Origin of the sequence: Paucibacter sp. JuS9 (assembly GCF_044043925.2) — a bacterium.
Taxonomy (GTDB): Bacteria; Pseudomonadota; Gammaproteobacteria; order Burkholderiales; family Burkholderiaceae_C; genus JAUASW01.
This window is the reverse complement of sequence record NZ_CP194172.1, coordinates 2584833-2605815: the sequence shown is the minus strand read 5'-3', so window position 1 is coordinate 2605815 and position 20983 is coordinate 2584833. Positions and strand designations below refer to the sequence as shown.

General features: G+C 66.6%; 17 protein-coding genes and 1 tRNA gene. 9 read left to right on the top strand and 9 right to left on the bottom strand.

Annotated features, from left to right (window positions below; all coding sequences use genetic code 11):
* Position 1 precedes the first annotated feature (1 nt).
* Together serB and mfd are read right to left on the bottom strand one after the other, a co-directional pair.
* The gene (gene serB / locus ABT392_RS11655) at positions 2 to 697 is read right to left on the bottom strand and encodes a phosphoserine phosphatase SerB (protein WP_395385723.1); all 696 of its coding nucleotides are present in this window, start codon (positions 695 to 697) and stop codon (positions 2 to 4) included.
* A complete protein-coding gene (gene mfd / locus ABT392_RS11650) occupies positions 694 to 4152 on the bottom strand; it encodes a transcription-repair coupling factor (protein WP_395385724.1) in 3459 nt (1152 codons plus the stop codon). Before mfd ends, serB begins: the two co-directional genes overlap by 4 nt.
* A 119-nt stretch (positions 4153 to 4271) precedes the next feature.
* Between mfd and ABT392_RS11645 the strand changes: the two genes are divergently transcribed.
* On the top strand, positions 4272 to 6056 hold the full coding sequence (locus ABT392_RS11645; RefSeq protein ID WP_395385725.1) for a DUF885 domain-containing protein: 1785 nt from the start codon (positions 4272 to 4274) through the stop codon (positions 6054 to 6056).
* Between the two features lie 113 nt (positions 6057 to 6169).
* Positions 6170 to 6697: a hypothetical protein gene (locus tag ABT392_RS11640; RefSeq protein ID WP_334276012.1), complete on the top strand. Its 528-nt coding sequence runs from the start codon at positions 6170 to 6172 to the stop codon at positions 6695 to 6697.
* Here ABT392_RS11640 and ABT392_RS11635 read toward each other — a convergent pair.
* Genes ABT392_RS11635 through ABT392_RS11625 form a run of 3 tightly spaced genes read right to left on the bottom strand, consistent with a single transcriptional unit; the run spans position 6684 to position 10831 of the window.
* Positions 6684 to 7727, bottom strand: a complete 1044-nt coding sequence (locus tag ABT392_RS11635; RefSeq protein WP_395385726.1) for an RNA methyltransferase — start codon at positions 7725 to 7727, stop codon at positions 6684 to 6686. The two genes, ABT392_RS11640 and ABT392_RS11635, sit on opposite strands and share 14 nt — an antisense overlap.
* A 49-nt stretch (positions 7728 to 7776) precedes the next feature.
* Positions 7777 to 10323: an ATP-binding protein gene (locus ABT392_RS11630; RefSeq protein WP_395385727.1), complete on the bottom strand. Its 2547-nt coding sequence runs from the start codon at positions 10321 to 10323 to the stop codon at positions 7777 to 7779.
* 16 nt (positions 10324 to 10339) lie between these two features.
* On the bottom strand, positions 10340 to 10831 hold the full coding sequence (locus ABT392_RS11625; RefSeq protein WP_334276009.1) for a cache domain-containing protein: 492 nt from the start codon (positions 10829 to 10831) through the stop codon (positions 10340 to 10342).
* 71 nt (positions 10832 to 10902) lie between these two features.
* Between ABT392_RS11625 and ispD the strand changes: the two genes are divergently transcribed.
* Complete coding sequence (gene ispD / locus ABT392_RS11620) at positions 10903 to 11613, top strand: 2-C-methyl-D-erythritol 4-phosphate cytidylyltransferase (RefSeq protein ID WP_395385728.1); 711 nt, start codon at positions 10903 to 10905, stop codon at positions 11611 to 11613.
* Positions 11614 to 11695: 82 nt separating this feature from the next.
* The gene (gene ispF, locus ABT392_RS11615) at positions 11696 to 12181 is read left to right on the top strand and encodes a 2-C-methyl-D-erythritol 2,4-cyclodiphosphate synthase (RefSeq protein WP_334276007.1); all 486 of its coding nucleotides are present in this window, start codon (positions 11696 to 11698) and stop codon (positions 12179 to 12181) included.
* A gap of 8 nt (positions 12182 to 12189) precedes the next feature.
* On the opposite strand, the gene ABT392_RS11610 is transcribed toward ispF, so the two are convergent.
* Together ABT392_RS11610 and ompR are read right to left on the bottom strand one after the other, a co-directional pair.
* Complete coding sequence (locus tag ABT392_RS11610) at positions 12190 to 13515, bottom strand: ATP-binding protein (protein ID WP_395385729.1); 1326 nt, start codon at positions 13513 to 13515, stop codon at positions 12190 to 12192.
* 16 nt (positions 13516 to 13531) lie between these two features.
* Positions 13532 to 14263: an osmolarity response regulator transcription factor OmpR gene (gene ompR, locus ABT392_RS11605; RefSeq protein WP_334276005.1), complete on the bottom strand. Its 732-nt coding sequence runs from the start codon at positions 14261 to 14263 to the stop codon at positions 13532 to 13534.
* Between the two features lie 143 nt (positions 14264 to 14406).
* Here ompR and ABT392_RS11600 point away from each other — a divergent pair, with 143 nt between their 5' ends.
* Complete coding sequence (locus ABT392_RS11600) at positions 14407 to 15126, top strand: SIMPL domain-containing protein (RefSeq protein ID WP_334276004.1); 720 nt, start codon at positions 14407 to 14409, stop codon at positions 15124 to 15126.
* Positions 15127 to 15177: 51 nt separating this feature from the next.
* The gene (locus tag ABT392_RS11595; RefSeq protein WP_334276003.1) at positions 15178 to 15777 is read left to right on the top strand and encodes an ATP-dependent Clp protease proteolytic subunit; all 600 of its coding nucleotides are present in this window, start codon (positions 15178 to 15180) and stop codon (positions 15775 to 15777) included.
* A gap of 3 nt (positions 15778 to 15780) precedes the next feature.
* Here the strand turns inward: ABT392_RS11595 and ABT392_RS11590 are convergent, their stop codons facing one another.
* Positions 15781 to 16551 carry a 3-hydroxybutyrate dehydrogenase gene (locus ABT392_RS11590; RefSeq protein WP_395386831.1) on the bottom strand — a complete coding sequence of 257 codons (771 nt, stop codon included), beginning with the start codon at positions 16549 to 16551 and terminating at the stop codon, positions 15781 to 15783.
* A gap of 68 nt (positions 16552 to 16619) precedes the next feature.
* Here ABT392_RS11590 and ABT392_RS11585 point away from each other — a divergent pair, with 68 nt between their 5' ends.
* From ABT392_RS11585 to ABT392_RS11575, 3 genes are all read left to right on the top strand, one after another.
* Complete coding sequence (locus ABT392_RS11585) at positions 16620 to 17489, top strand: alpha/beta fold hydrolase (protein WP_334276002.1); 870 nt, start codon at positions 16620 to 16622, stop codon at positions 17487 to 17489.
* Positions 17486 to 19684 (top strand): RelA/SpoT family protein, encoded by a 2199-nt coding sequence (locus ABT392_RS11580; RefSeq protein ID WP_334276001.1) that lies wholly within the window; start codon positions 17486 to 17488, stop codon positions 19682 to 19684. The genes ABT392_RS11585 and ABT392_RS11580 overlap by 4 nt, the downstream gene beginning before the upstream one ends.
* Before the next feature lie 69 nt (positions 19685 to 19753).
* Positions 19754 to 19830 (top strand) — tRNA-Val (locus tag ABT392_RS11575).
* 62 nt (positions 19831 to 19892) lie between these two features.
* Here the strand turns inward: ABT392_RS11575 and ABT392_RS11570 are convergent.
* On the bottom strand, positions 19893 to 20957 hold the full coding sequence (locus ABT392_RS11570) for an AraC family transcriptional regulator (protein WP_395385730.1): 1065 nt from the start codon (positions 20955 to 20957) through the stop codon (positions 19893 to 19895).
* Between the last annotated feature and the right edge of the window lie 26 nt (positions 20958 to 20983).

Here is a 20983-nt window from a genome sequence, read left to right as displayed (position 1 = left end):
CTCAGCGCAGCACTTGCAGGAGCTGCTCCAGGCCGCCTGCGTTGATCGCCACCATGGCCTGCTCGCGCACCTTGGGCTTGGCATGGAAAGCCACGGAAAGACCAGCGGCGCCCATCATCGGCAGGTCGTTGGCGCCGTCGCCCACGGCGATGCATTGCTCGGGCGTCGCGCCGATTTCGGCAGCGCATTGCACGAGCATGCGGCGCTTCTCCTCGCCGTCGCAGATGTCGCCCCAGGCCTGCATCATGAGAGCGCCGGTCAGCTTGCCGTCGATGATTTCCAGCTCGTTGCTGCGCACGTAATCCATGCCCAGCTCCGCCGCGACGAATCGGGTGAAGAAGGTGAAGCCGCCGGAGACCAGCACCAGCTTGAGCCCCGCAGCCTTCAGGGCCGCGCAGAGCTCGCGCGCCCCCGGATTGAACTGCAGTCGCTCTCGCAGCACCTGGTCCAGCGCCGAGGCCGGCACGCCCTTGAGCAAGGCCAAACGGCGGCGCAGGCTCTCCTTGAAATCCGTGATCTCGCCACGCATCGCGGCTTCGGTGATGGCGGCGACTTCTTCCTTCTTGCCGGCCACTGCCGCGATCTCGTCGATGCACTCGATGCTGATCAGCGTCGAGTCCATGTCGAAGGCGGCGAGCCTGAAGTGGGCGAGCTTCAGCGGCGGCGTGAAGCGCTGGATCACGAGGTCTTGGTTCATGCTTGTTTGGTCGGTTGGCCGAGGAGGCGCAGGATTTCCCGGATCGCCTGGGCGCGGTCCTTCGGATCGCTGAGCGACTTCTCGATGCGCAGCTTGTCGTTGCCCACCAGCTTGATGTTGCGGTTCTTCTGCACCAGTTCGATCACGCGCATCGCGTCGATGGGCGGGTTGGGGCGGAAGCTGATGTTCATCAGCGCCGGGCCGGCGTCGATCTTCTGCACGCCATAGGGCTTGGCCAGCACGCGCAGGCGGTGGGTGTCAAAGAGGGTCTGGCCTTGCGCGGGCAGTTTGCCGAAGCGGTCGGTGATCTCTTCCAGCATCGCGTCGATCTGCTCGGGCTTGTCGGCCGTGGCCAGGCGCTTGTAGAGCGAGAGCCGCACATGCACGTCGCCGCAATAGGCGTCAGGCAGCAGGGCCGGTGCATGCAGATTGATCTCGGTGGTGGCCGAAAGCGGCGACAGCAGATCGGGCTCGCGGCCCGCCTTCAGGGAGCGCACGGCTTCGGAGAGCATGTCGTTGTAGAGCTGGAAGCCGACCTCCATCATGTTGCCGCTCTGGTTCTCGCCCAGCACCTCGCCGGCGCCGCGGATCTCCAGGTCATGCATCGCGAGGTAGAAGCCTGAGCCCAGCTCTTCCATCTGCTGGATCGCTTCCAGCCGCTGTGCCGCCTGCTTGGTCAGGCCCTGTATGTCGGGCACCATCAGGTAGGCATAGGCCTGGTGATGCGAGCGCCCGACGCGGCCACGCAACTGGTGCAGCTGCGCCAGGCCGAACTTGTCGGCGCGGCTGATCACGATGGTGTTGGCCGTCGGCACGTCGATGCCGGTCTCGATGATGGTGGAGCACAGCAGCACGTTGTGCTTGCCACCGACGAACTCGCGCATCACCCGCTCCAGCTCGCGTTCGGGCATCTGGCCATGGGCCACCACGATGCGGGCTTCGGGCAGCAGCTCCTCGAGCTTTTGCTTGCGGTTCTCGATGGTCTCGACCTCGTTGTGCAGGAAGTAGACCTGGCCGCCACGCTTCAACTCGCGCAGCACGGCCTCGCGGATCGTGCCGCTGCTCTCGGCGCGCACAAAGGTCTTGATCGCCAGGCGGCGCTGCGGCGCGGTGGCGATGACCGAGAGGTCGCGCAGACCTTCAAGCGCCATGCCCAGCGTGCGAGGAATGGGGGTGGCGGTCAGCGTCAGCACGTCCACCTCGGAGCGCATCGCCTTCATGGCCTCCTTGTGGCGAACGCCGAAGCGGTGCTCCTCGTCGATCACCAAGAGGCCCAGGCGCGCGAACTTCACATCGCTGGATAGGAGCTTGTGCGTGCCGATGACGATATCTATCGTGCCGTCGGCCAGGCCTTCCATCGCGGCCTTGATTTCCTTGGCCGAGCGGAAGCGGCTCATCTCGGCGACCTTGATCGGCCACTTGCCGAAGCGGTCCGAGATGTTCTGGAAATGCTGCTCGGCCAGCAGCGTGGTTGGCGCCAGCACGGCGACCTGCTTGCCGCCCATCACGGCGACAAACGCCGCACGCAGGGCGACCTCGGTCTTGCCGAAGCCCACGTCGCCGCAGACCAGGCGGTCCATGGGTTTCGGGGAAATCATGTCCTGGATCACCGCATGGATCGCGGCGCGCTGGTCCGGCGTTTCCTCGAAGCCGAAGCTGGCGGCGAAGGCCTCGTAGTCGTGGCCCGAATAGCGGAAGGCATGGCCTTCGCGGGCGGCGCGGCGGGCATACAGATTGAGCAGCTCGGCGGCGGTGTCGCGCACCTGCTCGGCGGCCTTGCGCTTGGCCTTTTCCCACTGGCCCGAACCCAGCCTGTGCAGCGGTGCTTCTTCCGGAGACACGCCGGTGTAGCGGCTGATCAGGTGCAGTTGTGCCACCGGCACATAGAGCGTGGCCTTGTCGGCGTATTCCAGGTGCAGGAACTCGGAAGCACCTTCGCCGATGTCGATATTGATCAGGCCCTGGTAGCGACCGATGCCGTGGTTCACATGCACGACCGGGTCGCCGACCTTGAGCTCCGAGAGGTCCTTGATCAGTGCATTGACGTCGCTGACCTGCTCCTGCTTTCTGCGTCGCCGCGTTGTCGGCGTGGTCGCGAAGAGCTCGGTCTCGGTGAAGAGCTGCCATTCGCGGCCCTCTTCACGCCAGAAGAATCCGGCCGCCAGCGGCGCGGCCATGATGGCGAACTTCTCTTTGGAGGATGCGAACTCGGCGAAGTCCTTGACCGAGGGCGGATCAAGCTTGTTGTCGCGCAGCAGCTCCAGCAGGCTTTCGCGGCGTCCTTCGCTCTCGGCCAGCAGCAGCACGCGATGCGAGGTGGATTTCAGGTGCGAGGCCAGGCGGGCCAGCGGCTCCTGGGCCCCGCGTTCGACCGACACATCGGGCAGCGGCCGGGCGTACTCCACCGGCTCGGTGCCTCGCACGGCGAGCACCGGGTGCGGATGGGTGAGCGAGAAGAACTCTTCTGGCTTCAGGTAGATCTCTTCCGGCGGCAGGATGGGCCGCTCGGGGTCATGCTGCAGGAAGCGATGGCGCTCGCGCGTGTCGGTCCAAAAACGGTTCAGGCTTTCGCCGATTTCGCCATGCAGGGCCACGGCACAGGCCTCGCCCAGGTAGTCGAAGATCGTTGCGCACTGCTCGAAGAAGATCGGCAGGAAGTACTCGATGCCGCCGGTGGCCAGGCCCTGGTCGATGTCCTTGTAGATGCGCGACCTGGTCGGGTCGCCGTCCATCTTCTCGCGCCAGCGCGCCCTGAAGGCCTTGCGCGCCGCCTCGTCCATCGGGAATTCGCGGCCGGGCAGGAGCCGCACTTCGGGCACGGGGTAGAGGCTGCGCTGGGTGTCGGGGTCGAAGGTGCGGATCGAATCGACCTCGTCGCCGAACAGGTCCACGCGGTAGGGCACCGGTGAACCCATGGGGAACAGGTCGATCAGGCCGCCCCGCACGGCGTATTCGCCCGGTGACACCACCTGCGACACATGGCTGTAGCCGCCCAGCGTCAATTGCGACTTCAGAGAGGCTTCGTCCAGCCGCTGCTTCAGCTTGAAGTTGAAGGTGGTGGCGGCGAGAAAGCTGGTCGGCGCGAGGCGCGTGAGTGCCGTGCTCGCCGGCATCAGTACGACATCGACATCGCGCTGATCAATTGCCTTGCCCTGCGCTTGCAGGACGCGCCACAAGGTGGCCAGCCGCTCGGAAATCAGGTCCTGGTGCGGGCTGAAAGTGTCGTAGGGCAGGGTTTCCCAGTCGGGAAAGACGGCCACGCGCAACTCGGGCGCGAAGACCTTCAGCTCATCTTCCAGCCGCTGCGTGTCGCCCGGCTCGGCGGTGACGATGACCGCGAGCCGGCCCGCCGCTCGTTGCTGCGCGCAAAAGCGAGCCAGCAGCAAGGCGTCAGCGGACCCTGTCGGGCGGGGTTGGGAGAACTTCTTGCCGGGGGCGATCAGGGGCAGCTGCATGACGGGCGCACAAATGAGTTCAGCCCCGAGACGGGGCCTGGGCTCATTGTAGGGACCGGGGCCGGGGGCTGCCGATATGATCCGGCCGACTTGTCTGAACACGAACGGAGCTTTCGCCGATGCGCACCCTGCTTGCCACCCTCACGCTCGCGACGCTGGGCCATGCCGCCCTGGCCCAGACCGGCCAGGCCAGCCCTGCCAGTGAAGGCGATCGCTTCAAGCAATGGCTGGACAGCAGCTGGGAGCAGACGCTCAAGCGCTCGCCCATCCTCGCCACCTCTCTGGGCGACAGCCGCTACAACGACCAGATGCCCGACACGACCAGCGCGGCCTGGCGCGCCGAAAGCAAGGCCCATCTCGAATCGCAGCTGAAGGCCTTGAAGGCTTTCAAGCGCGAGGCGCTCGACTCGAAGGACAAGCTCTCGCTGGCCATCATGCAGCGCAACCTGGAAGAGGGCCTGGCTGGCACGCGCTTCCCGGACTGGATGCAGCCCTTGAACCAGTTCGGCAGCACGCCGGGCTTCCTGGCCCAGCTGGGCTCGGGCCGCTCGATCCAGCCCTTCAAGACAACGAAGGACTACGAAGACTGGATGAAGCGCCTGGGTCGGGCCGTGCCGATCTTCGACGGCATGATCGCCAATATGCGAACCGGCATGGCCAAGGGCGTGACCCAGCCGCGCCCGGTGATGGAAAAGGTGATTCCGCAGCTGGCCGCACTGATCAAGGACGAGCCGGAGCAGACGCTGTTCTGGAGCCCCTTCAAGAGCTTCCCCGATGCCGTGCCCGCCGCAGACAGGGAGCGCCTGAGCGCGCAGATGCGCGTGCTCCTGAAGGACCACGTCATCCCGGCCTACAAGCGCCTGCATGCCTTTGTGCGCGACGAGTACCTGGCCAAGAGCCGCACCAGCACAGCCTGGTCCGAGCTGCCTGACGGCAAGGCCTGGTATGCCTACCGCGTGGCCGGCAGCACGACCACGAGCCTTTCGCCCGACGAGATCCACGAGATGGGCCTGAAGGAAGTGGCTCGCATCCTCGGCGAGATGGATGCGGTGCGCCGTCAGGTCAAGTTCGAGGGTGACCTGAAGGCCTTCTTTGTCCATCTGCAGGACGACCCGCGCTATTACTACACCAAGCCGGAAGACCTGCTGGCCGGCTACCGCGAGCTGCAGAAGAAGATCAATGCGCTGACGCCCAAGCTCTTCGACATCGCGCCCAAGGCCGACTATGAAGTGCGCGAGGTCGAGGCCTTCCGCGCGCAGAGCGCAGCCGGTGCTTCATACCAATCGCCTTCGGCCGATGGCTCACGGCCCGGCGTGTTCTATGTCAACACCTTCAACCTGAAGGCCCAGCCCATCTTTGGCATGGAGACGCTGTCGCTGCACGAGGCATCGCCGGGCCATCACTTCCAGGTCGCCATTGCGCAGGAAGACAAGGAGCTGCCCAAGTTCCGCCGCTTCGGCACGGCGTACACGGCCTATGTCGAAGGCTGGGCGCTCTATGCCGAGAGCCTGGGCAAGGAGCTGGGCCTCTTCACCGACCCGTACCAGTGGTATGGCCGCCTGTCGGACGAACAGCTGCGCGCGATGCGCCTGGTCGTGGACACCGGCCTGCATCACAAGGGCTGGAGCCGCCAGAAGGCCATCGACTACATGCTGGCCAACTCCTCGATGGCCGAGAGCGATGTGGTGGCCGAGGTTGAGCGCTACATCGTGATGCCGGCCCAGGCCCTGGGCTACAAGATCGGCCAGTTCGAGATCAGCAAGCTGCGCCGCGAAGCAGAAGGCGCCCTCGGCGCGCGCTTCGACATCAAGGCCTTCCACCGCCTGATCCTGACTTCCGGCCAGGTGCCGATGAGCGTGCTCGGCGAGCTGGTGCGTGACTGGGTCAAGGCACAGAAGCCCTGAGCCGAGTGCATTCCAGGCTGCGCTTGATGCAGCCTGTCGCAGCCCGCTGGGCGGGGCGGGCGCGTCTCCCTACAGTGCAATCCATCGACAACGCATTGTTTGGGAGATCCGCCATGAACAAGCTCTTCACCACCGCACCGACCCTGCTGATCAGCGCCGCCTGCCTGTTCTGCGCGCCTGCACATGCCGACAACAAGGGCTTCAAGGCCGGCGCCGAATTCCGTGAAGATGCCTCCCTGGTCGAGATCGGCCTGCCGGCGTATCCGGGCGCCGTGGCGCAGCAGGATCGCGAGCAGGACAAGGCGGCCCTGACGCTGGGCCTGTGGGGCGGTGCCTTCGGCTTCAAGCTCCAAGTGCGCAAGTTCATGAGCTCGGACGACATCGGCGCGATCAGCGACTTCTACGTCAAGGCGCTGTCACAGCACGGCAAGGTGCTGGACTGCTCGAAGGCACCGCCGCGCGCCAAGCGCGAAGGCAAGTCCGAGGACAAGACCTTGAGTTGCTCCGACGAGGAGCGCCAGGCTGGCAAGCGGGTCTACAAGGTCGGCGTCGACAACATGAACTTCCGCCTGGTCTCGCTGCAGCAAGTCGGCAATGCCGTGAACTTCCAGATGGTGCGCGTGCAGATCAAGGGCGATTGAGCTTCAGTCGGATCGGCTGCGGCGTGGCGCTGCTTCGCGCGCGCAGCTGACCGCAGCCACCGTCCACGTCCTGGCCGGCCGAGTCGCGCAGCTTGGTCAGCACGCCGCGACTGTGCAGCTCGGCGGCAATGCTGCGGGCACGCTCCCAGCTCGGACGGCGATAGTCCAGGTCGGGAATCTGGTTGTAGGGAATCATGTTGAGCAGGCCCAGCTTGCCCTTGAGCAGCCGGACGATGCCATCCAGCTCTTCCGGCCCGTCGTTGACACCCTCGATCAGCGTCCACTGGTACTGGATGGGGTAGCCGCTGAAGCGCGCATAGCGCTCGCCGGCCTCGACGATGTCTTCCGGGCTCAGGCGGGGCGCACGCGGCAGCAGCTCCTTGCGCAGCTCGGCCTTGCTGGTGTGCAGAGAGAGCGCCAGCGCGGGCTTGACCGGCCCGACGTCCGGCCCGTGCAGGCGCTCGAACACCCGCGGGTCGCCGACGGTGGAGAGCACCAGGTTCTTGTGCCCGATGCCGCCTTCGATGCCCAGCAGCGCGATGGCCTCCATCACGTTCTCAAGGTTGTGGGCCGGCTCGCCCATGCCCATGAAGACGACTTTCTTGACCGGCCGCAGGCGCCGCGCCAGCACCACTTGCGCAACGATCTCGGCCGAGGTCACCTGGCGGATCAGGCCTTCGCGCCCGGTCATGCAGAAGGTGCAGCCCACGGCGCAGCCGACCTGGCTCGAGACGCAGAGGCCGTCGCGCGGCAGCAGCACGCTCTCAACCATCTGGCCGTCGCTCAGGCCGACCAGCAAACGGGCCGAGCCGTCTTCGCCGGGATGCTCGGACACCACGCGGACGAGCGCAGCAAGTTCCGCGTCGATGGCAGGCAAGGCCTCGCGCAGCGCCAGCGGCAGGAAATGCTCGGGCCGGCGCCGGCTGCTGTCATGCGGCTTGGCCTGTACCCAGTCGCGCAGCACGCGCTGCTCATGCTTTGGCAGCGCACCGAGGGCGCGCAGGCGCTGGCGAAGGTCGGAAATCAGCATGGAGTCAGGTGGGCGCGGCCGGGCGGGCAGTGTAGCGGCCTGGACTGGCTCACTGCGGCCGCAGGCAGCGCCGCACCAGGCCAGGCAGCTCTTCCAGCGTGTTCTGTTTCTGCAGCACGCCACAGACGCCGATGGCCTGCGCACCGGCCAGCAGCTCGTCGTTGATGTAGCCCGAGGTGATCAGCAAGGGCATGCCAGGCCGCAGGCGGGCCGCGGCTGCTGCCACTTCAAGGCCCGACATGTCCGGCATGTTGAAGTCGGTGATGAAGAGCTGCACGTCGCAACCGGGCCGGTCCAGCGCGGCCAGCGCTTCGCTCGCTTCCTGGTAGCACGTGACTTCATAGCCACAGCGCTTGAGCAGGCGCTCCACCATCAAGAGCATCACCTCGTCGTCGTCAAGGTAGAGCACATGGCCCTGGCCCGCCTCGTCCTGCAGGCTTTGCAGCGAGCCGGGGCTGAGGCTGTCTTGCGGAGCGTCGGCCAGTGGCAGATAGAGGTGGAAGGTGGTGCCCACGCCCACCCGGCTGTCCACCGTGATGGCACCATGGTGCGCAGCGACGATGCCGTGCACGACAGCCAGCCCGAGGCCCGTGCCCTGGCCCACCGGCTTGGTGGTGAAGAAGGGCTCGAAGATGCGGGCGAGCAGCTCGTCAGACATGCCGACACCGCTGTCGCCCACCCACAGGTGCACGTAGTCGCCATGGGGCAGCCGCGCCAGCCGCGGCTCGGCCTGTTCATCCAGCTGCATGCGTGCGTAGCCCACGCTGAGCCGCCCAGTGCTGCCGCTCAGCGCATGCCAGCCATTGGTGCAGAGGTTCATCAGCACCTGCTGCAGCTGCGTGGCGTCGGCCTCCAGGCTCAGGGCTTCCTCGCTGAGCCGCAGGTCCAGCGCCACGCGGGCGGGCAGGGTGGCGCGCAGCAGGCTCAAGGATTCCTCGACGATGGGCCGCAGCGGCTGCACCAGCATCTGGTGCGGCTGGCGGCGGCTGAAGGCCAGGATCTGCTGCACCAGGCTGCGGGCCCGCAAGGCGGCCTTGTTGATCTCGTCGAGGAAGGTGCGCGCGGGATGCTCGGCCGCCACGTCCTGGCGGGCCATGCCGACGTTGCCGAGGATGGCGGCCAGGATGTTGTTGAAATCGTGCGCAATGCCGCCGGCCAGGGTGCCGATCGCCTCCATCTTCTGGGCCTCGCGCAGTTGCTGCTCCAGCTGGCTCAGCCGCGCCTGCGCCTGGCGCTGCTCGGTTTCATCCACCGCCGAGAAGATGGCAATCCGGCCTTCCTCGCTCTCGAACACCTGGACCGAGACCCGGCAGTCCATCCGCTGGCCGTGCTTGTTCACCAGCCGGGCCGGGTAGTGGCTCAGATGGCCGTCGGTGGTGATGCGCTCGAGATAGGGTTGGCGGTCCGCATAGTCGGCCCAGACACCCAGCTCGGCCGGCGTGCGGCCGATGAACTCCTCGGCCGTGTAGCGGAACAGCGCCAGCATGCCTTCGTTGGCGGCAATGATGCGGTCGTCGCGCAGGCGCACCAGCGACATCGGCACCGGCGAATGCAGGAAGACATTGCCGAACTTGGCTTCGCTGCGCTTGAGCGAGGTGCGCGAGCTGTTCAGGCTCCGGATATGCCAGAGCAGGAAGAAGCTCAAGAGCGCGACAAAGGCCATGATGGCCAGCGAGAACACAGCCCGGTCGCGGCTGCGGATCTGCCAGGGCGCCAGCACGTCGTCGAGCTCACGCGCATAAACGGCCGTGACCGGAAAGCCGGCCACCTTCTTGAAGAAATACAGGCGCGGCACCTGCTGCTGGCCGCTGAGAAAGCTGTCGTCCTCGAACGAGCCCTCGGCCGGCAGTTGGCGCAGCCGCTGCTGCGCTGCCGAGGCGGAGATGTCGGTGCCGACCTCACCCGCCAGCTCAGGCGCCCGCACGATCAGATGGCCAGTGTCGGAGACCAGGGCCACCAGGGCATTGCTGTCCTTGGCGATCGGCACATAGAACTTGCTGAAGTAGGAGACGCTGACGTCGGTGCTCAGGAGGCCCAGGTGGCGGCCGTCGCTGCTGGCGAAATTGCGCGCCAGCGGCAGGATCATTTCGCCGTCATAGAAGCGCGCAAAGGGTCGGCCCAGCACCGGCTCGCGCTGCGCCGGCTGGCTCAGGAGCAGCGGAATATAGGTGCGGTCGTCAGCATCGGTCTGGTAGGCCGGATAGTCGATCGAGCTGACCGCGGCCACGCCCTGGAGGTTGACGAACTGGAAAGAGGTCAGGATGCGGTTGAGCGGCTGGGCGTCGGTCAGCACCTGGCGCACCAGCACGTCGTCGGCCGGCTTCGCTCCACGCGCCACATCCACCGCGCGGGCCAGCGCGTCGATATTGCCGGCCGCGTCGCTGAGGATCTGCTTGGCATGCTCTTCCAGCAGGCGCACCGCGGTCAGGCCGTGCTCGCGCTCGGCGCTGAGGGTCAGCGCCTTGTCCTGGCGGATGGCGAGCCAGGTCTGGGCCAGGATGGCGAGCAGCGTCAGTGCGACGAAGAAGAGCAGCACCTGGCTGGCACCGCGCGAGGTTTCAGCAAGGCGTTTCAGGTGCTCGGCGAGTTTTCGCATGGGCGCGAAGCTTGTCCTAGCGGTAGATGCCCGTGCCCAGGCACAGGTTCGGTATGCCTGGGACGCGTTCGACATAACCCCGCTTGGGCTCCACCACCTTGGTGACGGGATGCGGCCATTTGTAGTTCACCCAGCCCTTGCCGGCCGGCGTGGAATAGCAGACGCGCACCATGTCGCGGATCAGGTAGACGCCGTCCATGTCGCGCATCTCGATCATCACCTTGCCGCGGATCTTCGGGTTCTTGCCATGGATGATCTGGAAACCATCGGGGGCCAGGCTGTACAGATAGAGGTCACCATGCGGGTTGATGGCACTCTTGCTGTTGAAGGGGCTGTCGAGCCGGTTGAACTCGGCAGCGGCCTTGTCCAGGCCATGCATCTTCAGGTAGTCCTGGGCCTTGGCCATCAGCCGGAGCGCCTCGGCTTCGCCGGAGCGCTCCAGGCACTGCGCGGGGCTGGCTACCATAGCCAGCAGCAGGCCGCAAAGAGCTCGGTGGGCTTGGGTCATGGCGGGTATCGGTGTGCGGACTGGATGCGGGGTCAGCATACTCCGCCGAGGTGCCTGCTTAGAATCCGCGCATGACAAATCTCAGCCCGGCAACACCGGGACTAGCCTTTGCGCTGGTGCCTGCGGCCGGAATCGGCGAGCGCTCCGGCGCCGACCGTCCCAAGCAGTATGTGGAGGTGGCCGGGCGGCCCCTGATGGCCCACACGCTGGCGGCCTTGCTGGCCGTGCCTGCACTCAGCGCCACCCTGGTCGTGCTCTCGCCCGAAGACAGCCACTTCGAAAAGGCCCTGCCTGAGTTTCACGGAGACCGCGCCTGGCTGGCCCGCTGCGGTGGCGCCACACGCGCAGCGACCGTGGCGGCGGGCCTTGACGAGCTGATGGCTCGCGGCGCCAGTGCGCAGGACTGGGTGCTGGTGCATGACGCGGCGCGCTGCCTTCTGCGGCCTGAGTGGGTGCAGCAGTTGATCGCGGCCTGCGCCGACGAGGCGGTGGGTGGCCTGTTGGCGCTGCCCCTGGCAGACACATTGAAGGAGGCGCACCAGGGCCGGTCGCGCAGCACATTGGACCGGCGCGGCAAATGGGCCGCGCAAACGCCGCAGATGTTTCGCATCGGCATGCTGCGTGAGGCGCTGGCGCTGGCGGGCGCTGCGGTTACCGACGAAGCCAGCGCCATCGAGGCGCTGGGCCACGAGCCCTTGCTGGTCGAGGCCAGCCTGGAGAATTTCAAAGTCACCTGGCCGGCGGATTTCGCGCTGGCCGAGCGCTTGCTGAGGAGCCGCTAGGAATGAAACCCCCACGCTCACTTCGTGAGCTGCCCCCCGAGGGGGCGCTCAGCCTCCTAGAGGCGGCTCGTCGGAGGCTGAAATGAACATTCGTATCGGCGAAGGCTGGGACACGCATGCCTTGGTCACCGGCCGCCCGCTGATCCTGGGCGGCGTCACCATCCCGCACACCCATGGCCTCCTGGGTCATTCCGATGCCGACGCGCTGGCGCATGCCATCACCGACGCGCTGCTGGGTGCTGCGGCGCTGGGCGATATCGGCAAGCTCTTTCCCGACACCGCCGCCGAGTTCAAGGGTGCCGATTCCATGGTCCTGCTGGCCGAGGCCTACAAGCGGGTGCGCGCGGCCGGCTGGCAGATCGGCAATCTCGACTCGACCATCATTGCGCAGGCGCCCAAGATGGCGCCTCACATCATGGCCATGCGCACGCGCCTGGCCGAGGTGCTGGGCATCGAGCTGGGCCAGGTCAATGTGAAGGCCAAGACGGCCGAGAAGATGGGGCCGGTCGGCGAGGGGCGCGCCATTGAGGCACGGGCCGTCTGCCTGCTGCTGCCGCTGCCGGCCTGAAGCGCCGGCTAGGAGGCCTGGCGCAGCTTGATCAGCGTCAGCAGGCCGCCGCCTTCGGCATTGGCCAGCTCGAGCTTGGCACCAATGCGCTGCAGCGACTTGTCGACGATGGCCAGGCCCAGGCCAGCGCCTGTGGCCGCCGTGCGCGCCGCGTCGCCGCGGTAGAAGGGCGTCGTCAGGCTGGCCAGCTTGTCGGGTGGCACGCCAGGGCCGTGGTCGCGCAGGCGCAGCAGCACGTGGCCGGCTTCGGCGGGGAGGCAGTCCACCTCCACCTGGGTTGGCTCGCCGGCCTGGTTGCCGTAGCGGCGCGCGTTCTCGAACAGGTTCAGGAGCACGCGGCCCAGCTCGGTTTCATCGGCCCAGACCTTGATGTGCTGCGGCACATCGGCGCTGATGCGGATCTGCGTCGGATCCCGAAAGGCGATGGCCTCGCGCTCGACCAGCTCGGCCAGGTTGATTGCATGCAGCTTGGTCTCGTTGGGCCGCGCGTAGTCCATGAACTTGCTGATGATGGCGTCGAGCTGGTCGATGTCCTGCGCCATGAACTGGCGCGCCTGCTCATCGTTGACGCTCATCTCGGCCTCCAGCCGCAGCCGCGCCAGCGGCGTGCGCAGGTCGTGCGATATGCCGGCCAGCATCACGGTGCGGTCTTCCTCCATGCGCGCCAGTTCGCGGGCCATGCGGTTGAAGCCCATATTGACTTCGCGGATCTCGCTGGTCAGCGTGGTTTCGTCCAGGCGCGAGTCGTACTCGCCTTCGCGGATACGGCCAGCGGCCACCGAGAGCTCGCGCAAGGGCTGGTTGATCAGCCGCGCGATGCCTGCTGAACCGAGGGCCGTGGCCACCAGCGCGATCAGGGCCCACCAGCTGTTGCCGCTCAGCGAGACCGACAGCGGCGTCGGGCTGGTGCGCAGCCAGTAGGCATCGCCCTCGATGCTGAAGCGCACCCACAGGCCGTCGACCTTGTTGACCTCGCGTGCCACCACGGTGTCCGGCCCCAGCCGGCCGCGCAGCTCGGCCGCCAGCCGGGTCGAGAAGGCGTTGACGTCGTAGGGCAGCCAGCGGTCGCCCGGCTCGGCCACCTCGACCTGCACCGCCTCGCTGCGGCTCAGCGACTTGACCACGGCCACGCGGTTGATGCTGTCGGCATCGGCCAGCGCCGCGCGGCTCAGGTTGACCAGGCCGGCCAGTTGCTGCGCGGCTTCCAGTGCGCGCGGCTCCGCCTCCAGAGCCTTGAAGGTCTGCTGCCAGGCCAGCACGCTGCCGATCAGCAGCAATGCAAGCAGAGCAAAGGTGCGCCAGAAAAGATTGAGCGCGAGTCTGGGCTGGGTCATTCCCTAGGGAGCCGCGTCAGGCAGCACCATCGGGCACGAACACATAGCCCACGCCCCAGACGGTCTGGATGTAGCGCGGTTGCGATGGGTCGTCTTCCAGCAGCTTGCGCAGGCGCGAGACCTGCACGTCGAGGCTGCGGTCAAAAGGCTCGAACTCTCGGCCCCGGGCCAGCTGCGCGAGCTTGTCGCGCGACAGCGGCTGGCGCGGATGGCGCACCAGCGCCTTCAGCATCGAGAACTCGCCGGTGGTCAGCGGCAACTGCTCGCCGTTCTTGCTCAGCTTGCGCAGGCCGAGATCGAACTCGAAGGGGCCGAAGTTCACCGTCATCGCCTCCTTGGTCGGCGCGCCGGGCGCCTCCATGGCCGGGCGGCGGCGCAGCACCGCATTGATGCGGGCCAGCAGTTCGCGCGGGTTGAAGGGCTTGGCCAGGTAGTCGTCGGCGCCCACTTCCAGGCCGACGATTCGGTCCACATCCTCGACCTTGGCAGTCAGCATGATGATGGGCGTCATGTCGTTGTTGGCGCGCAGGCGGCGGCAGATCGAGAGGCCGTCCTCGCCCGGCAGCATCAGGTCGAGCACGATCAGGTCGAAGGTTTCGCGGGTCAGCTGCTTGTTCAGCGCGCGGCTGTCTTCGGCCAGCAGCACATCGAAGCCTTCCTGGGTCAGGTAGCGGCGCAGCAGGTCGCGGATGCGCGCGTCATCATCGACGACCAGGATCTTGTTGGGCTTGCTCGTTGTGGCGTTCATGGCGACCGCTCCTGAATTTGTAACAGCCGCATTGTTACCAGGATTTGGGCAGCGGCAAGCAGGACAGGGCCGGCGTTACAGCCCTGTAACAATTCCGATGCCCCGGGGCGCGCTATCGTCTGGGCTTCCAGATGGAGGACCCCATGAAGACCATTCTCAAGCGCACAGCTGCCCTGACCTTGTTCGCACTGGCCGCCGCCGGCAGCCAGGCCCAGACGATCGAGGCGCCGCGCCGCGACCTGCTGTCCTTCAGCGTCAGCGCCAGCACCGAAGTGCCCCTGGATGTGCTCAGCCTGGCTTTTTCGACCAGCCGCGAGGGCAGCGATGCCAATGCCGTGCAGTCCCAGCTCAAGGCCGCACTGGAGGCGGCCCTGACCGAGGCTCGCAAGGTGGCCAAGCCAGGCCAGCTCGATGTGCAGACCGGCAATTTCGCGCTCTACCCGCGTTACTCACCCAAGGGCGGCATCAACGGCTGGCAGGGCTCGGCCGAGCTCCTGGTGGAGGGCAAGGACACGGTGGCGGTGGCCGCGCTGAGCGGCCGCATCACCACGATGAACATCTCTCGCACAGGCTTCCAGCTCTCGCGCGAGGCGCGCGGCAAGGCCGAGGCGCAGGTGGTGGGTGACGCGATCCACCGATTCCGCAGCCAGGCGGCCGACTACGCGCGCCAGTTCGGCTATGCCGGCTATTCGATCGGCGAGGTCAGTGTCAACACCAGCGAAGCGATGCAGGCAGTGCCGATGTTGCGGGCCAAGGCCATGGCTGCGCCGGCCATGGACGTGGCGCTTCCCATCGAGAGTGGCCGCACCACGGTCAGCGTGTCGGTCAGTGGCTCGGTGTTGATGAAGATGGTCAACAAGTGAAAGCCGGCGAAGCTGCGCAACAATGCGCTCACTATGTTGAGGACTGACCAAATGAACGAGATGCACCGCAATGCCGCCGAAGACAAGGCTGCCAAGCCCGAAGCCACCGACAAGCTCGAGGAGCAGCTGAGCTTCAAGTCGCGCTTCGTGATGGTGTTCGGCGAGATCGACGACAAGATGGCGCACGCCACCTGCCGCCGCCTGCTGGCCCTGGCCGCTGACTCCGACGCGCCGATCACGCTGCTGATTTCCTCGCCGGGCGGCCATGTGGAATCGGGCGACGCGATCCACGACATGATCCGCTTCATCAAGGCGCCGGTCACCACGCTGGGCACCGGCTGGGTGGCCAGTGCCGGCGCACACATCTTCCTTGCGCCGCCGAAGGAGCGCCGCCTGTGCCTGCCCAACACCCGCTTCATGATCCACCAGCCGGCCGGCGGCGCCGGCGGCCAGGCCAGCGACATCGCCATCATGGCCCGCGAGATCATCAAGACCCGCGAGCGCATCGCCGGCGTGATCGCCAAGCAGACTGGCAAACCGCTGGACACGGTGATCGCCGACATGGAACGCGACTACTGGATGAGCGCGGACGAAGCCATCAGCTACGGCATCGTTTCGCGCGTCATCGAAAAGCAATCGGAGCTGAACTAATTGCTATTGCGCGGTCCAGCCGCCGTCCAGGCTCCAGGCCTGGCCGCGGACGTTCGATGCGGCGTCTGAGCACAGGAAGACCGCGAGTTCACCGAGCTGCTCGGGCGTCGTGAATTGCAGCGAAGGCTGCTTCTCGGCCAGCAGGCGGCGCTTCGCTTCGGCGTCATCGACGCCGTCTGCCGCGGCGCGTGCGTCCACCTGCTTCTGCACCAGCGGGGTGAGCACCCAGCCAGGGCAGATGGCGTTGACGGTCACGCCGGTCGTGGCTGTTTCCAGGGCCACGGCCTTGGTGAAGCCGACGATGCCGTGCTTGGCCGCCACATAGGCCGACTTTTGTGCCGAGGCCACCAAGCCGTGCACCGAGGCGATATTGAGCACCCGACCCCAGCCGCGCTTCTTCATGCCGGGCAGGGCCAGGCGCGTGGTGTGGAAGGCCGAGCTGAGGTTGATGGCGATGATCGCGTCCCAGCGTTCCACCGGGAAGTCTTCCACCGGCGCCACATGCTGGATGCCGGCGTTGTTGACCAGGATGTCGCAGCCGCCGAACTCGCCGTCGATGTAGGCCATCATGCCTTCGATCTCGGCGGCCTTGCTCATGTCGGCGCCGTGGTAGCCGACCTTGACGCCCAGCCTGGCCACTTCTGCCTTGGGCGCTTCATGGTCGCCGAAGCCGTTCAGCACGATATTGGCGCCTTGCCGGGCCAGTGTCAGCGCGATTCCGAGGCCGATACCGCTGGTGGAGCCGGTGACGAGGGCGGTCTTGCCTTTCAACAACATGGGAAGTCCTTCTTGGCTTGCTAGGATGGTCGAGACGAAAGCGTGAAGTCGCAAGGATACAAACAATGTCAGCCCCCACCCTGAATCGCGTGCAATGCCTGAGCCCGGCCGGGCTGCATCACATGGCCTATTGGGAGTGGGAGGGGCCGAAGCCGGATGCGCCGGTGCTGATCTGCGTTCATGGCCTCTCGCGCCAGGGCCGGGACTTCGACCTGCTGGCCCGCGTGTTGCAGACGCAGTACCGCGTGATCTGCCCCGACGTGGTCGGGCGCGGCAATTCAGACTGGCTGAGCAACCCAAAGCTCTACCAGATCCCGACCTATGTGTCGGACATGGTCACCTTGATCGCGCGGCTCAATGTCGAGCAGGTCGACTGGATCGGTACCTCGATGGGGGGCCTGATCGGCCTGGGCCTCGCGGCCCAGCGCAACAGCCCGGTGCGCCGCCTCGTGCTCAATGACGTGGGGCCGACCATCGAGTTCTCGTCCTTGCAGCGCATTGCCCAGTACCTCGGCAAGGGGCCGACCTTTGCCACGCTGGAGGAGGGCGCCGACTACCTGCGCCGCGTCTCGGTGGGCTTCGGCCCGCACACGCGGGAGGCCTGGCTGGCCTTGTCCACGCCGATGTTCCGCCAGGCGGGCGAGCGGCTGCGCCTGCATTACGACCCGTCGATTGCCGTCACGCTGGCCGACGTCACGCGCGAGCAGGTGGCCGCGGGCGAGGCGGGCCTCTGGGCCGCCTGGGATGCCCTGCGTGCGCCGACGCTGCTCTTGCGCGGCGCAGAATCCGACCTGCTGTCAGCTTCTACGGCAGACGCCATGACGCAGCGCGGCCCGCATGCCGAGCTGGTCGAGTTTGCCGGCGTTGGTCATGCCCCCACCTTGCAGGCGCCCGAACAGGTCGCCGCCATTTCGAAGTTCCTGTTCCGCGGATGAAGACAGCTCCCCAGGGCGGCCCCTCGGCGCCCATTGTTGCCCTGGCCTCGGCGCAACCGGCCGATGCGGCCGAAGTGCAGCGCGCGCGCGCCTTTGCCGAGCCCCTCCTGAGCGGCCAGCCGCTCGACACCGGCGAAGAAGCGCTGGCCCATGCCGACGGCGTGGCCGCCATCCTCGCCGGCATCGGCGCGGCTCCGGCGCTTCAGGCCGCGTCCTACCTCGTGTATGCCGGTGACTTCCTGAACAAGCCCGAAGAGATCGTCGCCAAGGCCTTTGGAGAGTCCTATGCCAGCCTGGTGATGCACACGCGCAAGCTGGTGCAGATCCAGCGCGCCGCGCGTGCCGCCAAGGTGGGTGAAGACCAGCGCGCCACGCAGACCGAACGCGTTCGCAAGATGCTGCTGGCCTTCTCGCATGACCTGCGCGTGGTGCTCTTGCGCCTGGCCTCGCGCTTGCAGACATTGCGCTACTTCGCTGCCAGCAAGACGGCCTGCCCGCGCGACCTGGCCGCCGAGTCTCAGCAGGTGTTCGCGCCCCTGGCCAACCGGCTGGGCATCTGGCAGATCAAGTGGGAGCTGGAAGACCTGTCGTTCCGCTTCCTGCAGCCGGAGGACTACCGAAGCATTGCCGGTGCGCTGCAAGAGAAGCGCGTCGAGCGCGAGCAGCGCATCGAATCGGTCCGGCAGACGCTCGAGAGCGACCTGCGCGAGCAGGGCATTGCCGCGGAGGTGCAGGGGCGGCCCAAGCATCTCTACAGCATCTGGAAAAAGATGCAGGGCAAGGGCCTGGACATCGAGCGTGTCTTCGACCTGCGCGCGCTGCGCGTGATCGTGGCGGGCGTGCCCGAGTGCTATGCGGTGCTGAGCCGGCTGCATGAGCTCTACCGGCCCGTGGCAGGCGAGTTCGACGACTACATCGCGCGCCCCAAGCCCAATGGCTATCAATCGCTGCACACCGTGGTGCTCGGCCGGGACGGCAAGGCCATGGAAGTGCAGATCCGCACCCGCGCAATGCATGAGCATGCCGAGCATGGCGTGGCCGCGCATTGGGCCTACAAGGAAGCGGGCGCGCGCGGCTATGCGGGCGTCTCGGCAGCGGGCGACTTTGAAGAGCAGGTGGCACAGGCGCGCCGTGCGGTCCTGCACCAGCTGCTGGCATGGGAGCGCGATACCACGGCCTCCGAGGCGGCCGTGTTCGACGACCGCATCTATGTGTTCACGCCGCAGGCCTCCATCGTCGAGCTGAGCGCGGGTGCAACGCCCATCGACTTCGCCTATGCGGTGCACACCAGCCTCGGCCATCGCTGCCGGGGCGCCAAGATCGATGGCGTGATGGTGCCGCTCAATACCAAGCTCAAGAGCGGCCAGACGGTGGAGATCACCGCACTGAAGGAAGGCGGGCCCTCGCTCGACTGGCTCAACGCCGAGCTCGGCTATCTGCAGAGCCAGCGCTCTCGCGCCAAGGTGCGCGCCTGGTTCAATGCGCTGCAGCAGGCAGAGACGGTGGCCAAGGGCCGCGAGCTGGTCGAGAAGATCCTGCAGCGCGAAGGCAAGACCGCGGTCCGCCTCGAAGACCTGGCCGCCAAGCTCGGCTTCAAGAATGCGGATGCACTGTTCGAGGTGGTCGGCAAGGACGAGTACTCGCTTCGCAATATCGAGCTGCTGCTGCGCCCGCCCGAACCCGAGCCCGATCAGGACGAATGGCTGGCGCAGCGCCGCACGCGACCCACGCAAAGCGGCACACCCAAGGGCGGCGTGCTGGTGGTCGGTATCGATTCATTGCTTACCAGCCTCGCGCGCTGCTGCCGGCCCGCGCCGCCGGACGCCATCGGCGGCTACGTCACGCGCGGCAAGGGCGTGGCCATCCATCGTTGCGACTGCAGCAACTTCCGCGAGATCAGCCAGCGCGCGCCCGAGCGCGTGATCGCCGTGACCTGGGGCGAAGGCAAGGGCGGGCTCTATGCGACTGACGTGCTCGTCGAGGGCAGCGACAGGCAGGGCCTGCTGCGTGATGTGCTGGAGGTCTTCGCCAAGGAGAAGCTCAACGTCACGGCAGTGAACACGCAGTCGGTGAAAGCAGGTCAGGACACCGCCTGGATGAGCTTCACCGTCGAGGTGGCCGACTCCGCCAGGCTGAGCCAGATCCTGCGCAGCGTCGCGCAGATTCCGGGCGTGCGCGCGGCACGGCGCAAGTGAGCTTCTGAAGGCGTTTGCTTCAAGGTTCCTGGAAGTCCTGAAAATCCATGCTATAGTGCGAAGCTCTTCAGGCGCGTAGCTCAGTTGGTTAGAGCACCACCTTGACATGGTGGGGGTCGTTGGTTCGAATCCAATCGCGCCTACCAAATTCGGTAGGTTAAGAAGCCCGGTAACTCAGTGAGTTGCCGGGCTTTTTGCATTGCTCACCTCATCCTTGCTGCTGGCGGCGCCAGGCCGCGGGGCTCTGGCCGGTCCAGCGCTCGAAGGCGCGGACGAAGCTGCGCGGGTCGCTGAACTGCAGCTCCTCGGCCACGGCGCTGGTAGGCAGGCCGCGCCTGAGCAAATGCTCGGCGCGAACGCGTTGCTGCTGCTCAGCGAGCTCGGAGTAGCGGATGCCCTCGCGCGCCAGTGCGCGGTGCAGGGTGCGCAGGCTCAGTCCCATTGAATCGGCAACGGCGGACAGGCTGCGCAAACGGCCCTGGCTGTCAAAGAGTTGCTCGCGCAGGTCGCCGCGCCCATCGATCAAGCCCAGTGCGGCCAGCTCGCGTTCGCAGGCCTGGCGCGAAATTTCGGCGCTGCTGCGGTTGTGGAACGACAGGCGCAAATCCAGCGCGGCCGAATCAAACACCATGCGGCTCTGCGCTTGACCGAAACGCACCGGCGCATCGAACAGATCAGCCAGTCCGCTGGCCAGGCTCGGCGCTTCGAAGGCCAGTTCCAGCCGCTTGATCAGCCGCCGACCCGGAGGCAGGCCGAGGATCTGGCGAATCGCGTTGAGCGCCGTGGCCAGGTGGTCGATGGTCAGGAAGGGCTGCATCTCCGGATCGTCGAACAGGGCGTCGGCCACGATCCAGGCCTCGCGATCGTTCTGCTCCAGCTGCACCTGCAGCATCGAGCCGGCGATCAGCTGGTAACGCGTGCCGAAGCGCAGCGCCTCGCCAAGTGTGGCCTGCGACATCAGGCCCAGGCTCATCGCGCCCATGTGCGGCAGCGCCTTGCGCGCACCCGAAAGCAGGGCCAGCTCCAGGCCCCGGTGACGGCGCAGCGCCTGTTGCAGGCTCTCTCTTGCCTCGACATAGCTGCAGTAGGGCGCTCGCTCGGCGGCCATGTGCTGGCGCTGAAAGCTGGGGAAAAGCTTGGCGTCGGCCCAGTCCTGCTCTTCGGCCACGGCCAGCACACCGGCGAACGGATGTACCGGGAAGACCGGGTCGTGAATGCTGGGTTTGCGGGTTTGCCCGGATGGGGCGAGCCCTGGTGTGGCAGTCGTTGTCATGGGCTCTGTCAGCGCCGGTCATAGCC

What these genes read in the sequence shown, in the direction of transcription:
- serB (WP_395385723.1), bottom strand. Translation starts at nt 697, where the DNA reads ATGAACCAAGACCTCGTGATCCAGCGCTTCACGCCGCCGCTGAAGCTC.
- mfd (WP_395385724.1), bottom strand. Translation starts at nt 4,152, where the DNA reads ATGCAGCTGCCCCTGATCGCCCCCGGCAAGAAGTTCTCCCAACCCCGC.
- ABT392_RS11645 (WP_395385725.1), top strand. Translation starts at nt 4,272, where the DNA reads ATGCGCACCCTGCTTGCCACCCTCACGCTCGCGACGCTGGGCCATGCC.
- ABT392_RS11640 (WP_334276012.1), top strand. Translation starts at nt 6,170, where the DNA reads ATGAACAAGCTCTTCACCACCGCACCGACCCTGCTGATCAGCGCCGCC.
- ABT392_RS11635 (WP_395385726.1), bottom strand. Translation starts at nt 7,727, where the DNA reads ATGCTGATTTCCGACCTTCGCCAGCGCCTGCGCGCCCTCGGTGCGCTG.
- ABT392_RS11630 (WP_395385727.1), bottom strand. Translation starts at nt 10,323, where the DNA reads ATGCGAAAACTCGCCGAGCACCTGAAACGCCTTGCTGAAACCTCGCGC.
- ABT392_RS11625 (WP_334276009.1), bottom strand. Translation starts at nt 10,831, where the DNA reads ATGACCCAAGCCCACCGAGCTCTTTGCGGCCTGCTGCTGGCTATGGTA.
- ispD (WP_395385728.1), top strand. Translation starts at nt 10,903, where the DNA reads ATGACAAATCTCAGCCCGGCAACACCGGGACTAGCCTTTGCGCTGGTG.
- ispF (WP_334276007.1), top strand. Translation starts at nt 11,696, where the DNA reads ATGAACATTCGTATCGGCGAAGGCTGGGACACGCATGCCTTGGTCACC.
- ABT392_RS11610 (WP_395385729.1), bottom strand. Translation starts at nt 13,515, where the DNA reads ATGACCCAGCCCAGACTCGCGCTCAATCTTTTCTGGCGCACCTTTGCT.
- ompR (WP_334276005.1), bottom strand. Translation starts at nt 14,263, where the DNA reads ATGAACGCCACAACGAGCAAGCCCAACAAGATCCTGGTCGTCGATGAT.
- ABT392_RS11600 (WP_334276004.1), top strand. Translation starts at nt 14,407, where the DNA reads ATGAAGACCATTCTCAAGCGCACAGCTGCCCTGACCTTGTTCGCACTG.
- ABT392_RS11595 (WP_334276003.1), top strand. Translation starts at nt 15,178, where the DNA reads ATGAACGAGATGCACCGCAATGCCGCCGAAGACAAGGCTGCCAAGCCC.
- ABT392_RS11585 (WP_334276002.1), top strand. Translation starts at nt 16,620, where the DNA reads ATGTCAGCCCCCACCCTGAATCGCGTGCAATGCCTGAGCCCGGCCGGG.
- ABT392_RS11580 (WP_334276001.1), top strand. Translation starts at nt 17,486, where the DNA reads ATGAAGACAGCTCCCCAGGGCGGCCCCTCGGCGCCCATTGTTGCCCTG.
- ABT392_RS11570 (WP_395385730.1), bottom strand. Translation starts at nt 20,957, where the DNA reads ATGACAACGACTGCCACACCAGGGCTCGCCCCATCCGGGCAAACCCGC.